The 14,319-nt window shown below is 57.2% G+C and carries 17 protein-coding genes; all 17 read left to right on the forward strand.

Translation table 11 applies throughout. The annotated features are described in order from the left end of the window. Nucleotides 1-9: 9 nt before the first annotated feature. Nucleotides 10-744 (forward strand): lateral flagellar basal-body rod protein LfgF, encoded by a 735-nt coding sequence (gene lfgF, locus QLG02_RS06610; protein ID WP_017409405.1) that lies wholly within the window; start codon nucleotides 10-12, stop codon nucleotides 742-744. An 83-nt stretch (nucleotides 745-827) separates the two neighbouring features. Beyond that, nucleotides 828-1,613, forward strand: coding sequence for a lateral flagellar basal-body rod protein LfgG (gene lfgG, locus QLG02_RS06615; protein ID WP_017409406.1), 786 nt, complete (start codon nucleotides 828-830; stop codon nucleotides 1,611-1,613). Further along, on the forward strand, nucleotides 1,613-2,284 hold the full coding sequence (gene flgH / locus QLG02_RS06620) for a flagellar basal body L-ring protein FlgH (protein ID WP_017409407.1): 672 nt from the start codon (nucleotides 1,613-1,615) through the stop codon (nucleotides 2,282-2,284). The genes lfgG and flgH overlap by 1 nt, the downstream gene beginning before the upstream one ends. An 8-nt stretch (nucleotides 2,285-2,292) precedes the next feature. Beyond that, nucleotides 2,293-3,396, forward strand: coding sequence for a lateral flagellar basal body P-ring FlgIL (gene fgIL, locus QLG02_RS06625; protein ID WP_017409408.1), 1,104 nt, complete (start codon nucleotides 2,293-2,295; stop codon nucleotides 3,394-3,396). Between the two features lie 8 nt (nucleotides 3,397-3,404). Further along, nucleotides 3,405-3,803: a rod-binding protein gene (locus tag QLG02_RS06630; RefSeq protein ID WP_017409409.1), complete on the forward strand. Its 399-nt coding sequence runs from the start codon at nucleotides 3,405-3,407 to the stop codon at nucleotides 3,801-3,803. Then, nucleotides 3,803-5,122 carry a lateral flagellar hook-associated protein LfgK gene (gene lfgK / locus QLG02_RS06635; RefSeq protein ID WP_139704533.1) on the forward strand — a complete coding sequence of 440 codons (1,320 nt, stop codon included), beginning with the start codon at nucleotides 3,803-3,805 and terminating at the stop codon, nucleotides 5,120-5,122. Before QLG02_RS06630 ends, lfgK begins: the two co-directional genes overlap by 1 nt. Before the next feature lie 10 nt (nucleotides 5,123-5,132). Beyond that, complete coding sequence (gene lfgL / locus QLG02_RS06640) at nucleotides 5,133-6,032, forward strand: lateral flagellar hook-associated protein LfgL (RefSeq protein ID WP_039213947.1); 900 nt, start codon at nucleotides 5,133-5,135, stop codon at nucleotides 6,030-6,032. 21 nt (nucleotides 6,033-6,053) lie between these two features. Beyond that, entirely contained in the window at nucleotides 6,054-7,055 is a 1,002-nt protein-coding gene (locus QLG02_RS06645) for a hypothetical protein (protein ID WP_282464799.1), read from the forward strand. A 50-nt stretch (nucleotides 7,056-7,105) separates the two neighbouring features. Beyond that, nucleotides 7,106-8,392, forward strand: coding sequence for a 6-hydroxymethylpterin diphosphokinase MptE-like protein (locus QLG02_RS06650; protein WP_282464800.1), 1,287 nt, complete (start codon nucleotides 7,106-7,108; stop codon nucleotides 8,390-8,392). Further along, nucleotides 8,389-8,664 (forward strand): hypothetical protein, encoded by a 276-nt coding sequence (locus tag QLG02_RS06655; RefSeq protein WP_039213950.1) that lies wholly within the window; start codon nucleotides 8,389-8,391, stop codon nucleotides 8,662-8,664. The genes QLG02_RS06650 and QLG02_RS06655 overlap by 4 nt, the downstream gene beginning before the upstream one ends. Before the next feature lie 188 nt (nucleotides 8,665-8,852). Next, nucleotides 8,853-9,692, forward strand: a complete 840-nt coding sequence (gene lafA / locus QLG02_RS06660) for a lateral flagellin LafA (protein WP_039213951.1) — start codon at nucleotides 8,853-8,855, stop codon at nucleotides 9,690-9,692. A 118-nt stretch (nucleotides 9,693-9,810) separates the two neighbouring features. Beyond that, complete coding sequence (gene lafB / locus QLG02_RS06665) at nucleotides 9,811-11,094, forward strand: lateral flagellar capping protein LafB (protein WP_282464801.1); 1,284 nt, start codon at nucleotides 9,811-9,813, stop codon at nucleotides 11,092-11,094. A gap of 54 nt (nucleotides 11,095-11,148) precedes the next feature. Further along, entirely contained in the window at nucleotides 11,149-11,541 is a 393-nt protein-coding gene (lafC, locus tag QLG02_RS06670) for a lateral flagellar export chaperone LafC (protein ID WP_026141638.1), read from the forward strand. Between the two features lie 309 nt (nucleotides 11,542-11,850). Beyond that, complete coding sequence (locus tag QLG02_RS06675; RefSeq protein WP_282464802.1) at nucleotides 11,851-12,003, forward strand: hypothetical protein; 153 nt, start codon at nucleotides 11,851-11,853, stop codon at nucleotides 12,001-12,003. Continuing rightward, nucleotides 11,994-13,082, forward strand: a complete 1,089-nt coding sequence (gene lafE / locus QLG02_RS06680) for a lateral flagellar hook-length control protein LafE (RefSeq protein WP_282464803.1) — start codon at nucleotides 11,994-11,996, stop codon at nucleotides 13,080-13,082. The genes QLG02_RS06675 and lafE overlap by 10 nt, the downstream gene beginning before the upstream one ends. Nucleotides 13,083-13,119: 37 nt before the next feature. Then, the gene (lafF, locus tag QLG02_RS06685; RefSeq protein WP_039213955.1) at nucleotides 13,120-13,578 is read left to right on the forward strand and encodes a lateral flagellar basal body-associated protein LafF; all 459 of its coding nucleotides are present in this window, start codon (nucleotides 13,120-13,122) and stop codon (nucleotides 13,576-13,578) included. Nucleotides 13,579-13,585: 7 nt separating this feature from the next. Next, a complete protein-coding gene (gene lafS, locus QLG02_RS06690) occupies nucleotides 13,586-14,299 on the forward strand; it encodes a lateral flagellar system RNA polymerase sigma factor LafS (RefSeq protein ID WP_282464804.1) in 714 nt (237 codons plus the stop codon). Nucleotides 14,300-14,319 lie beyond the last annotated feature (20 nt).

Below are 14,319 nucleotides of genomic sequence, written 5' to 3' on the forward strand. Positions count from 1 at the left end.
GCTTGATGCGTGGAAAAGCTTATCTATACCGCCATGTCGGGGGCGCAGCATACCCTGATGGCCCAGCAAATCCGGGCAAACAACCTGGCCAACGTCAACACGGCCGGCTTTCGGGCTGACTTCGAGCGCGTGTCGGCCTATGCCCTAGCCGGTGATGGTTATCCAAGCCGGGTAATGGCCCGCGAGGAGCTGGCCGGTACCGACTTCAAGGCGGGAGCCCTGATGCAGACGGGCCGCAAGCTGGATGTGGCGATCCGTGGTGAAGGCTTTATCACGGTCCAGACCGCCGATGGCAAAGAGGCCTATACCCGGGCCGGCAATCTGGAGAGCGATGCCGATGGTCTGCTGACGCTCAATGGCCGTCCGGTACTGGGGGAAGGTGGGGAAATGGTGCTTCCTGCCTATCGGGATCTGAGTTTTGGCAAGGACGGTTCACTCAGTATCACACCGCCCGGCGGCGGTGCCCGGCTGGATGTAGGGCGTCTCAAGCTGGTGAATCCGGACCCGGCAGAACTGGTCAAGGGGCCGGATGGTCTCTTTCGGTTGCGTCAGGGCGGGGATGCCGAAGCCAGTGAGCAGGTGGTACTGGCGTCCGGCTTTCTGGAAGGGGCGAACGTGAATGCAGTCGACGAGCTGATCAGCAGCATGTCGCTGACCCGCAACTTCGAGCTGCAGGTCAAATTGATGAAAACGGCGGATGATCAGGCCCGGCAAGGTGCCCGGTTGATTTCCGGTCAGGGCTGATGAGTGGCGGGCTTGCCGCCCGCCACGGCCAATTCGCATTGAGGGGGCGTTGACGCCCTCATGAATCAGGTGGAGAGACGAAGATGCACGCGGCACTTTGGGTAAGTAAAACCGGTCTGTCGGCGCAAGATGCCAAGATGGCCAGTATTTCCAACAACTTGGCTAACGTAAACACGGTCGGGTTCAAACGCGATCGGGTTGCTTTTGAAGATCTGTTCTATCAGGTGCAACGCCAGCCCGGGGCCCAGCAGGATCAACAGAACCTGTCTCCCATCGGCATCCAGATGGGTAACGGGGTTCGTGTGGTCGGTACCCAGAAAGTGTTCACTCCCGGCCAGTTCCAGAACACCAACCAGGAGCTGGACATGGCCGTCGTGGGGGCTGGTTTCTTCGGGGTGGAACGCCCTGACGGTGAGACCGCCTATACCCGTAATGGTCAGTGGCATCGCAACGCCGAAGGCCTGCTGGTCAACTCCGATGGCTTGCCCATGCTGCCGCAGATCCAGATCCCGGACAATGCGACCAAGGTGTCCATCGGCACCGATGGAACCGTGAGTGCGACCCTGCCGGGCCAACAGGAAAATGTGGAGCTGGGTCGTATCACCCTGACCAACTTTGCCAACCCTGCCGGCCTGGAAGCGCTCGGTGGAAACCTCTATCGAGCGACCGGCGCCTCTGGTGAGGCCATTGAAGGTGTGCCCGGTGAAGAGGCCATGGGGGCCATCAAGCAGTTCACGCTGGAGAGCTCCAACGTCAACGTGGTGGAGGAGATGGTCGACATGATCACTACCCAGCGGGCTTATGAGATGAACGCCAAGGTCGTCTCGTCGGCCGACCAGATGCTCAAGTTCATTACCCAAGCGCTGTGATGATGAAGACGATGTGGCGTTATCTGTGGGTGGTTCTGCTGTTGGGCGGTTGTGCCACCTATGAGCTCAAGGCTCCCGAACCGGGTGAGGAAAAGTGGGCGCCTTCACGCCCCAAGTTGCCCGTCTCGGCCAAGGGAGAAGACGGTAGCCTCTATCGCGGCGACTACATGATGACCCTGTTTCAGGATCGTCGAGCCTATCGTATCGGTGATATTCTCACCGTGGTGCTGGAAGAGCGCACCCAGTCGAGCAAGAAAGCCAATACCAGTATGAGCAAGAACAGCAGTATGAACGTGCCGGCACCGACCATTGGTGGCAAGGTGCGTTCTGACTGGGGGGCGTCACTCAGCGCGGATCGTGACTTTGATGGCGGTGCGACTTCCAGCCAGCAAAATACCCTGGCCGGCTCGATCACGGTGACGGTGGCCGAAGTGATGCCAAACGGGGTGCTGGGGATCCGCGGCGAGAAGTGGATCCGGCTTAACCAGGGCGATGAGTATATCCGGTTGGGTGGCATGGTACGGGTTGAGGATATCGACCAGAGCAACCGCATCTCGTCCCAGCGCATCGCTGATGCCCGCATCACCTATGCCGGCCGTGGCGCCCTTGCCGACAGCAACCAGATGGGGTGGCTGGGGCGTTTCTTCAGCTCCGCATTCGCCCCCTTTTGAGGTTTTACATGAACAGATGGTTTATCACCCTGCTTTGCCTCTGCCTGCCCTGGTGGGCCAATGCCGCACCCGCCAAGCGGGCCTTGCTGGATATCGCCGATGTGCAGGGGATGCGGACCAACCAGCTGGTGGGTTATGGGTTGGTAGTGGGGTTGTCCGGCACGGGTGACAAGAGTCAGGTCAAGTTCACCGGCCAGTCGATGGCCAACATGCTCAAGCAGTTTGGGGTCCAACTGCCGGATGATATCGATCCCAAGCTCAAGAACGTTGCTGCGGTGTCGGTTCAGGCCAATTTGCCGGCCTTGGCTGGCAAGGGACAGATGGTGGATGTAACGGTCACCTCGATCGGGGATGCCAAGAGTCTGCGCGGCGGTTCGCTGCTGCTGACGCCACTGCGAGGTATCGATGGGGAAGTGTATGCCGTCGCCCAGGGGAATCTGGTTGTGGCCGGGGTCAAGGCCGAGGGGCAGTCAGGTTCTTCTGTCACCATCAACGTGCCGACCGCAGGGATCATTCCCAACGGCGCCATCATAGAGCGCGAAGTAGCCAGCAACTTTGCGGAAAAGCCCGAAGTGACGCTCAATCTGCACCAGCCCAACTTCAAGACCGCTCGCAATGTGGAGCGGGAGATCAATCGTCAGCTGGGGCCGGTGGCCAGAGCGGTCAGTGCGGGGCGGATCCAGGTGGCGGCACCCAAGGACGAGAGCCAGCGGATCTCGTTCATGGCGCTGCTACAGGACATTCAGGTTGATATGGGCAAGGAGCGCCCCCGGGTCGTCTTCAACAGCCGGACCGGAACCGTGGTCATGGGGCAGGGGGTCAAGGTTCACAAAGCGGCGGTCAGCCATGGTAGTCTGACGGTGACCATTGGCGAGAGCCAGACGGTCAGTCAGCCCAATGCCTTCTCCAATGGGCAGACCACCACGACCCCCAACTCGAAGATCCAGGTGGATCGGGAACGAAACAACATGTTTGTCTGGCCGGATGGCACCTCACTGGAGGTGATCGTCAAGGCAGTCAACTCGCTCGGGGCAACCCCCGATGACGTCATGGCCATTCTACAAGCACTCGATGAGGCTGGTGCCCTCGAGGGAGAGCTGGTGGTCATCTAAGGATCTCTATGACCAGAATAACCTCGGAACCTGGGTTTTATCAGGATCTCAACGAACTGCAGCAGATAAAGAGCAACCCGGATCAGCGTGCCGCACTGGATGCGGCCGCCGGCCAATTTGAAGTGAGCTTTCTGCAAACTGTGCTCAAGCACATGCGCTCAGCCTCCGATGCCATGCAGGACGAGGATGACAAGCTCATCAAGGGCCAGGAGCTCTATCGCGATATGTATGACAGCCAGCTGGCGATGAGCATGGTCAAGCGCGGCGGCATCGGGTTGAAAGAGCAGATGGTCAGCCAATTGGCGCCGACATTAAAGAATGCCGAGTCGGTGGTCGCTTCAGAACAGCAGACCCTGGCTGCCTTCAGTCAGCCTCTGAATTCGGCAAAAATGAGGAAAGTTGACTGATGTCGCTGCTCAATATCGGTTTTAGCGGACTTAACTCGGCCCAGATCGCGTTAAATATCACCGCCCAGAATATCGCCAACGTCAATACCATCGGCTATAGCCGCCAGGAAGCCATGATGGGCAGCCTGTCCGGTTTTGGCCGGCTGGATAATGGCCAGGGGGTAGAGGTAACCGGTGTTCGCAGGATCACGGATGACTATCTGGTCTCCCAACATTGGCGCAGCCGCTCTGCAACCGGCGCCTCTTACTCTTTCCATCAATACATCAATACCACCGAACAACTGCTGGGCAGCGAGTCGATGAACATCGCCAAGGGACTGGACAGTTTCTTCGCCTCTCTGAGTGCAGCGCTCGACAGCCCGGAAACGCCGGCTCAGCGTAGCCAGATCGTCAGCTCGGCGGGGGCGCTGGCCAACCGCTTTGGCCAATTGAATGAAAGCATGCTGACCCAGGAGAAGCAGATCGATGATCAGCTCAACAGTACCGTTTCTCAGGTCAACAGCTATCTGAAACAGGTTGCCGAGCTGAACACCCAGATCAGCGAGCAGGCCTCCAAGGGCGTCAATACCTCGGTGTTGGAAGACAGTCGTGAGCAGATCGTACGTGAACTGTCGACCTTCATGGAAGTCCGGGTCAACCGGCAAAGTGACGGCTCGTTCTCACTGAGTCTGCCTCAGGGTCAGCCGCTGGTGCTGGCCGGCAGCAGCAGCACACTCTCGCTGGCGGGCGACAAGCTCAGTTTGAGCTTCGGTCCGCAATCGTTCGATATTCCCAAGCTGCATGGCGGCAGCCTGGCGGGGGTCATGGAATATCGGACGACAGTTCTGCGTCCGCTGCGCGACGAGCTCAACCAGATCGCGAAAAAACTGGCGGATGATTTCAATGCCAAGCAGGGTGGCGGTGTCGACTTGCATGGTAATCCGGGCAAGCCGCTCTTCACCTACGATCCCCTCAACCCGTCCGGCACTCTGAAGATTGCCGATGGCTTCACTGGCGATGATCTCGCCTTTGCCAAGGCCGGCGGCGGCAGTGGTGACAACCGCAATCTGCAGGATCTGTTGACCATCAAGGATGATCAATATGATGCCTACAGCGCCTTGCTTGGCCGGATGGCGGTACAAAGTGGTCAGGCCAAGGCCACCATGACGGCCGATGCCAATATGGAGAAACAGCTGGCCACCAAGCTGAGCAGTGTCAGCGGGGTCAACACGGATGAGGAAGGGGTCAAGATCATGGCCTACACCAAGGCGTATCAGGCCAACGCCAAGGTGATCAGCACTTCAGAACAACTTTTTACCTCCATCCTGAACATGTTCTAACGGAGCGATCATGCGCATCAGTACCAACCAGATTCAACTCAGCATGCTCGACAACCTGCAGCATGGTTTTGGTGAATATGCTCGCCTCGATCGTCAGATCTCCACCAACAAGCGCATTCTGCAACCCTCGGATGACCCGGTAGGGAGTGTGCGTCTGCTCGGATTGAAGAAAGAGCAGGTGGCCATGGAGCAGTATCAGAAGAACATTGCCAATGCCAAGAGCCAGCTCTCCCAAGGAGAACAGCAGCTGGAAACCATGACCAACATGCTGATGCGGCTGCGCGAGCTGACTCAGACCGCTGCCACTGGCTCATTGTCAGAGGATGATCGCCGGGCGGTCGCCAGTGAGACGGCCGTTATCAAAGATGGGTTGCTCGATCTGGCCAATGCCAGAAATGAGAGTGGATCCAGCCTCTTTGCGGGCAGCCAGGTTGGCAAGACTGCCATCGTCAAAACCCCGACCGGTGACTACCAGTATCAGGGGGATGCCTTGATCCGCGAGGTCAGCATCGCCAAGGGGGTGACCGTTGGGCTCAATCAGACGGCGGATCAGCTGTTCATCCAGAATGGTGACTTCTTCAAGCAACTCGATGCCGTGGTGGATGCCCTGGAAAATGGTGCGCCGGATGCAGCCGACCAAGCCCGTGACATGCTGGGCCGGAGCAAGACACTGCAGGATGATATCAGCCAGATGGTCAGTACCATTGGTGCCCGCATCAATCTGCTCGATCAGGTGGATGAAGGGCATGCCGAGAAGGGGACCTATAGCAAGGAAGTGAGTAATCAGATAGAGTCCCTCGACTATGCCAGTGCCGTCACCCAGCAGGCCCATGTGCTGATGGCTCTGCAAGTTCAGCAGCAGGCCTTTGCCAAGGTCAATGGGCTGAGCCTGTTCAATTACATGCCATAAGTTCAGCTTCAGGGAGCCATGATGCAGATTCAACAAACCCGTTTGGGCGGCGTGGCCGAAACGCCAGCCCAACCCAGACTGCGCGGGCGCGTGGCTGCTCAGAGTGCGTCCCAGCCAACCAGCAAAACGGAGCGCAATCCCAATATCGTCCGGCTGGACCGCTGGGCCCTGATCGGTACGGCGCAGCAGCGGATCGCCCACGCGCAGGGGGGAGAACAAGCGCTGAGCCAGGTCTGGGGTGAATTGAAACGTCTCGAGCAGCAGCTTGGCCAAAACCGTGCCGCGAGCGGTGATCTGGTATCACGCCTCAAGTCGCTGGAAGAGAAGCTGACCCAGCCCCAGGCACCGCTGACCACAGAGTTGAAGCCCCGTTTGCTGGCGTCAGCAGGGGAGAGCCGGGTAAGTTATGGCTCGGAGCGGATCGATCTGCTTAGTCCCAAGGCGAGTGCCGAACGCCTGATCTTTTCCTTCCCGCAGACCAGCAGCGCCGTCGAGGTGATGCTGCCTGCTGGCGCCAATGAGGCGGAGGTGGTTACCCGGCTGGATCGGGCTCTGCGCAAAGAGCACATCCAGGCTCGCTTGAACGAACTGGGCAAGCTGGAACTGACCGTACCCGAGCTGCATCGACGCAAACTGGATGAACCGGTTCTGCTCAGCGGCGAGGGGATCCGTATTCCGGCCGGCAATCCTGTTCCGGTGCAGTTCAAACCCAAGCCTGGGCAGTTGACCCAGCTGGGGGAGGGCATCGACAAGGGGGAGCTCAAGCAGGAACAGCAGCGTCTGAAACGCCTGTTGGGTGAGATTGAGCAATCCGTCCGTGAGTTGAAACAGTTTCGCCAACGCATGGTCAAGCAGCTTGATCGGGTCAAGGCGCGCAGCCAGAACCTCAAGCAGGAAGAGCTTGAGCAGCTGCAGGGCAAGCTCAGCCAGCAACTCAAGGAGGGGGGCTTCATGGGCACTATGGCCGGCCTGCTGGCACAGGCAAATGTCTCCCGCCAGAATGTGGTCGCGTTGCTGACCTGAACCCTTTCTTCTCTTTTTTTCATTCCTCTTCTGCAAGTGACATTACCCACATGATCGACTATTTCCCCCAGCATGCAGAGCTCATTGCTCGTCGCTGGCCTGCCGTTTTGGCATGCCTGCAAGCACAGGACGTCAACAGTGTGCCTGCCGAACTAGTAGAAGGGCTCAGCTCCACCCTGGCCATCAACGGCATTCAACTGACCAGTCGTCATGACAGGATGCAGGAGGCCGAACGGATTGCTGCCATGTCTTTGGCAAAAGCACCGGAGCTGACTTTGTATGGAACCGGTCTTGGTGACGTACCGCGGGTACTGTTGAGGCGCAAGCGTCTGCGCCGGCTGAATGTGAAGATCATGAATGCCTCTATCTTTGCTCTGGTCTTGCATTTGACGGAACAGTTGGACTGGCTTTCTGACCCCAGGGTGAACCTGTTGCTTGCTCAAGAAAATGAGCTGGTCATGTCCCCTTTTCTTTTCCTCACTTCGGAATTGGAATTGGCGGATGAATCTGCCGCCAAGATCAGGGATAGAGTCCTTATCCAGAGTCGGCTTGAGGCAATCAATGAACAATTCGGACAGGACTGGGTATCGGAGCGCCTGGCTGGCAATCTGGACCTATTGCGCGAAGATGCCGATGTGGCGCAGTTATTTGGCACAGCCAAAGGGCGGGATGCTTATGTCGTGGCTACAGGGCCGACGCTGGCTCATCATCTGAGTGCATTGAAAGCGGTTTATGAGCGACCTGAGCGTCCTCTTTTCATCTGTGTCGACACGGCTCTACGGCCTCTGATGGCCCAAGGAATCAAACCCGATATTGTTGTGACCATAGATCGGCACATTCACCTTGGTATCCTGGATCCCCTGCACTCTTCCCATATTGCTCTTGTCTATATCCCCATGGTGGACAACATGGTGTTGTCACAATGGCAAGGCCCGCGGTACGGCGCTTATGAGATGTTGGACACCTATGCCGGCCTGCAGAAGAAATTGCGGCGGGCATCCCTCTTTACCGGGGGTAGCGTTATTCACCCTGCCACAGACCTGGCGGTCAGGATGGGGGCCCACAACATTACGCTGTTTGGGGCCGATTTCTCCTTTCCTGAAGGCCGGACTCACACCGGATGGCAGGATGGTGAACTGGGTAGTGATGCCCGCTATGGTCGCAGAACAGTACCCAATGGACATGGTCAACCGGTGAAAACACTGCTCAGCTTCTGCATCTATCTGAATGGCTTGGAAGTTTATATTCAACGTCATTCCGAGGTGAATTTCATGAATAGCAGCCGGGACGGGGCCCGTATTCTGGGTACCAGTTACCATGAGGAGTTTGCCGGATGATCGATGTGGCCAGTTTCAAGGTTGGGGCAGATGCACTGGCCGCCTTGTTGCGTGAGGGAAAGGATGAAGAGGCCTGCTTCGAATGTGGGCGGATGCTGCAATTGCTGACGCCGCTGATGACGAATCTACCGGTCGAGCTGCAATCATCGTTGCTGCTTCTGGCAAGGCAGTTGCTGCAATGTCAGGAACGTCATGATTGGGTTGGACTGTCTGACTATCTGGAGTTCGAACTTCCGGTCTTGCTGGATGATATTGATCGTGCCTTGCGCTGATCGTCACTGCGATTATTCCTACGGGGCTGGCACTTTGTCAGCCCCGATGTTTTTCCGCTGAGCATGCCCTTCTTAGGCATAAAAAGAAAAATCCTTCTCTTGTGTTCAATTTTTTCCAACCCATGGTCGTCCTTCTATTTTGTCTACCTAACAAGCTGCAGTGCAGCGCCTAAATCGAGGAAATAACCATGGGCTTGTCCATTCATACCAACTTTGCTTCCATGACCACCCAGAACCAGCTGAACTCCACCAACAAGATGCTGGGCACCGCCATGCAGCGCCTGGGTACTGGTCTGCGCATCAACTCCGCAGCCGACGATGCGGCCGGTCTGCAAATTGCCACCCGTCTGCAGGCTCAGTCCAACGGTCAAAAAGTGGGTATGCGCAACGCTCAGGATGCCATCTCCATGATCCAGACCGCTGAAGGCGCCATGGACGAGATGACCAACATCACCCAGCGTATGAAGGATCTGGCTACCCAGGCAGCCAACGGCACCAACAGCGATAAAGACATCTCCGCCATGGACGCCGAATTCAAGGAGCTGGGCAAGGAGCTGGGCAACATCCGTGACAACACCACTTTCGGCGGCACTGCTTTGCTGAAATCCTCTGGTAAATTCGAGGCCGGTGCGGTTTCCTTCCAGATTGGCGCCAGCGCTACCGAGAAGCTGGACTTGAATGCATCCACCCAAGTGAAAGCGGTCAACACTGCCATCACCAGCGCCGCCGCTGTGACCCTGAGCTCAGGTAATGCGACTGCCCAGATCACTGCGATGGACAGCATGCTGGAGAAGATCGGTGAAGCCCGCTCCACTTTCGGTGCCAACATCAACCGTCTGGAGCACACCGTCAACAACCTTTCCAACATGAAAGAGAACACCGACATGGCGAACGGCCGCATCATGGATGCCGACTTCGCTCAGGAAAGCACCAACATGACCAAGAACCAGATGTTGATGCAGGCCGGAATGTCCGTTCTGTCCAACTCCAACCAGATGACCGGCATGGTAACTGGTCTGCTGCGTTAATGAATCGCATGGCCGCTCCTGTGGGGCGGCCTTTATCTGACAGGGTTGTCGGTTGGAAAGAGTCGAGGCGGCATTTTCCAACAGGCATGCCAGTTGAGTGAAATGAAGAGGGATTAAGATGCAAATAGATCCGGCCGCTACGGCGATGCAGCTAGTCGCTATCGAGCGAAAAAATATGGATTCGTTGCTGAAGAAGCAGATGGATGGCATCAAGGGTCAGCAGAGTGCGCTCAGCACTCTCAATACCAAGCTGTCCACCTTCCAGACCATGCTCAAGGATCTCAACAAGGCGTCCAATTTACAGGCACAGAAGGCAACCATGTCCCAGGAGGGGGTCATGACGGTGACGAGCAACGGCAAGGCCAGCTCGGGACAGTACAACTTCTTTGTAGAGCAACTGGCCCAGTCCCATCAGGTTGGTCTCAGTCTGGATAGTGAAACTGCCCCCTTGCCTGCGGATGGAGTCTTCTCGCTCACCGTCAAAGGAAAGACTATCGACATCGATCTGGCCACCTTGCCAGCAGGGTCAACTGTCAAGGATCTGGTCTCCAAAATCAACGATGCCAAGGATAATCCCGGCGTCAAGGCGACGTTGGTCCGCACCGACGGCAAGGTCAACATGGTGCTGAGCAGCAAGGACAGCGGGCTGGAGAATGCCATCTCTGTCAACTACAGCGGAGATGCGACCAATTCGCTTGGAGCCGCGATAAGCGGCAAAACGGACATTACCAAAGCCCAGGATGCCAGGTTGCGGATGGGGGGGGACAACCCGTTGACCATCACCTCCGCCAGCAACAAGATCGAAAACGTGGTCGATGGTCTGACACTGCAGCTGACCAAGGCCCAGAAGAGCGGTGATGCCCCCTTGCTGGTCAACATCGAGCAAGACAAGGAGGCGGTGACCGGCTCGCTCAAGAAGTTTGTCGACAGCTATAACGAGTTGGTCGATGAGCTGGCCAAGATGACGTCCAGCGATCCCAAGGCTCCCGGTGCTCTCTCTTCCGACAGCGGGGTGCGCAGCCTCAAGAGCGTGCTTTCCAACAGTGTGCGCGACCTGCCCAACGGCCTGAGTCTTAGCAGTCTCGGTATAAAGACCGACAAGGCCGGCAAGCTCTCCTTCAGCGAGACTGATTTCAACAAGGCGCTGGACAAGAACCCCGAACTGCTTGGCAAGGCGTTGCTGGGCGATGATGGCCTGCTCAAACGCATGAGTGATTCACTCGATCCTTATACCAAGCGTGATGGTGCACTCAAGGGCCGCAAGACGGGTCTTGAGGCGAGCGAGAAACGCGTCAAAGAACGCATGGATGCGCTGGATCGCCGCATGGACTCCGCGTATAAGCGCTATCTCAATCAGTTCAGCACCATGAATCAAATGTTGCAGACCATGGGTGCTCTCTAAACCGGCACGCTTCCTGCTATCTGCGGCATCTTATCCGGAACAAGCGAGTTGTACATGTTTGAAGATCAAGATGGCTACGATGCCTACCAATTCGCCGCTACCCAGGCCAAGGCGGCGAGTGCGGACCCACATCAGCTGGTGCTGATGTTGATGGATGGGTTGCTCGATGAAATGGCCCGGGCGGAAGGGCATATTCTGGCCAAGCAGTTTGAGCGCAAAGGGCAAGCGATCAACAAATGCCTGCAGATCCTGGGTGGACTGGACAGTGCGCTGGACATGGAGAAGGGCGGGGAGCTTGCTGTCAACCTGCATCGTCTCTATGACTATTGTGGTCAGCGCCTGTTTGAAATCAGCGTGTCGAACGATGTGGCCGGGTTCGCCGAAGTACGTCGTATCCTGCTGGAGCTGAAGGAAGGTTGGGAAGCAATGGCGCGTCATCCTCGCTGATGCGGAAGTGATGCTTCCTTCTTTCCCCGGCCTGATCCCTGACCATTCTCCTGAATTCCTGTATTTCTCAGCTGGCCTGCTCCTTGCTAGCTGGCAAGGTCATTTTCATTGGGGGCCATCACCATGTCGGTAACCGGAACTAAGCAACTTACTGCAGAGCATGAGACACGCCAGCGTCAGCTGCTGGGGTTGGGACGTCTGATATTGCAGCAGGCCCGTGCCGGCCAGTGGGATGCAGTTCGTTTGGCTGATAGCCGATTGTCCCAGTTCATTCAGCATATGCAAGGGCAGCCAGAATTATGGGCCGCCATGCAACCTGCCAGGGATCAGGTGCGATCCTGGCAGCAGGAGGCCCTGCTGCTTTGCCGGCAAGAGACGGCCTTGCGTAAACGGGAGTGGCAGGAGTTGTCTCAGAAGCGGGAAGGGCTGCAAGCCTATGGCGAGGTACAGGAATGGGCATGATTCAATTCCCAGGCCTTGATGGCTTGGCTGCGCTTGATTCCGCAGGATTCAGTCGTCTTTCCCGGCAGCCTGACGGCCAGGGGGACACATACCAGCCGCTGGACCTGCCATTCATGGAAGAACTGGCGGCATTGCCTTTGCCAGTTGAAACCATCGACGAGAAAGAGCCGGATGTGGCGGATGAGCAGCGAGATGATGTCACAGAGCAGTTGGATTCTTTCAGCAACCAGCCCCCCGCTTTCCTCTTGACCGATGATGCTGCGAGATTGTCGATGCTGCGCCAGGCACAACCTGTAGCCGTAACGACTGGCGAAGGGGTTGAGGCTGTCCGACCTGACGGGTCGTCAGCTGTCTCGGCGGTATTGCGTTCACTGTCTGCCTATGGTCGTTCTGATTACAACAAGGTAGCAGGGGAGGCGGCGGGTCCTCAGAGTGAAAATCGGGTGTTCATCTCCAGTACGGATGGATCCAACCGCATGGGCACACAGCCTGCTGGGCAGACGATGGACCCGGTATTGCGTGACAAGGTGATTGCCAGTGTGCAGCCCCTGCTTGCGAGCGAAGGTGCCGGTGAACGTGAATCCACCTTTGCCGATGTGAAAGGTGTGATCAGCAATCTGGCGCCTGTGGCAGCCCCCAAATCAGCCGAGTATCAATGGGCTCCTGTGAAGTTGGCCGACAACCCCGCTCAGTGGGGACAGCAGCTGATGGATGTGCTGAAAGACAAGGTGGAGCTTCAGGTCAACCAGCAGATCAAGCAGGCCCATATCCGGCTTGACCCCCCCGAACTGGGCCGACTCGAGTTGACTGTGCGTCTTGAGGGGGATCGCCTCAATGTTCAGCTCAACGTAACCAATCCTGCGGTGCGCGAGGCCTTGATCCAGTCGATGGAACGCTTGCGGATGAGCCTGACTCCCCATCATGCGGGGGGAGTCGAAGTCAACGTGGGTCAGGGGGGGGAGCAAGAGCGCCAGGGTAAATGGCAACAACAGCAGATCATGGCCGGACGACGTCAATGGCAGGAAGAGTTCGAGCCTGCCGATAGCAGTGGACGTGACTGGCTGAACACCCTGGTTTGATTTTATTATCCGGCAATAGCGAGAGTGATTTCATATTATGCGGCGAGTGGTTAAGTGGTTGATGATGGGCGTGATGGCTCTGTGCCTGCTGGCCGTGCTGGCCTATGGGGCCTATCTGAAGCGAGATCTGGTTGCCGTATGGCTGGGATTGGCTGAGCCAAAACCCGAGCTTAGCGCCACTCCGCTGTTCAAGCCGATGGAGCGCTTTGTCATCAGCCTGGAAGGGGGTGTTGAGTCCCATTATCTCGTGCTCGAGCTGGCTTTGGTGACCCACAATCCGGCACAGCTCAATTCGCTCAATGAGCTGACACCATTGATCCGCAATGCCATGGTGCAGTACTTCAGCCACCGTACCCACGATGATGTGAAGAAAGAGCTGCAGAACATCACTGCACTGCAAAGTTCTCTACTGGGCAAGTTGGTTACCACGTTGCAGAGTTACGGTTACAAGACCTATCTGGATGAGGTGTTGATCACCAAAGTGCTGGTTCAATAACGCATATATGAGCGATGTCGACTGGGATAGCCCGCACGAGTTCAGCGCTTCTCCTCCCCGTACGGGCGAGCAGGCCATACTGACCCGATATTTGCCGCTGGTGAAGCGAGCGGCTAGTCACTTGCGCAGTCAGGTGTCGGCTTGCTTCGATCAGGAGGATATGGAACAGGTTGGCATGATGGGGCTGCTGGAAGCTTGGCGCCGATACGACAGCGAGCCTGATGCCCAGTTTGAGAGTTATGCCTTCAAGCGGATCCGTGGAGCCATGCTGGATGAGCTTCGCCGCCTGGACTGGCGGCCGCGCCAGCTGCGGCAGCAAGTACACACTCATAACCAGGCCCAGCGCGAATTGCACAACCGATTGGGGCGTCCTCCCTCAGAGCAGGAGCTGGCCACGGTACTGGAGTGCTCCATCGAGGAAGTGCGTCAACTGGCCTACGCCAGTCAGGCTGAAGCGCTGCATAGCCTGGAGGAGTGGCTGGAGAACGGTGGCAAGGCGCCAGCTACCGAATCCGATGACGTCGATATGGCGATGACCATCAGCAAGGCGCTGACCTCGCTGGACAAACGTGAGCAGCTGCTGCTCTCCCTCTACTATCAGCAAGAACTGAACATGAAAGAGATTGCCCTGGTGCTGGGGCTGACGGAGTCTCGGGTTTGTCAGTTGCACAAGCAGTGTGTCCTTCAGCTCAAGCAGCGTTTGGTCGACTCCATTTATTAACGCTTCACCATTTCTGGTGA

It is taken from the genome of Aeromonas sp. V90_14, from assembly GCF_029967615.1.
Classification (GTDB): Bacteria; Pseudomonadota; Gammaproteobacteria; order Enterobacterales; family Aeromonadaceae; genus Aeromonas; species Aeromonas hydrophila.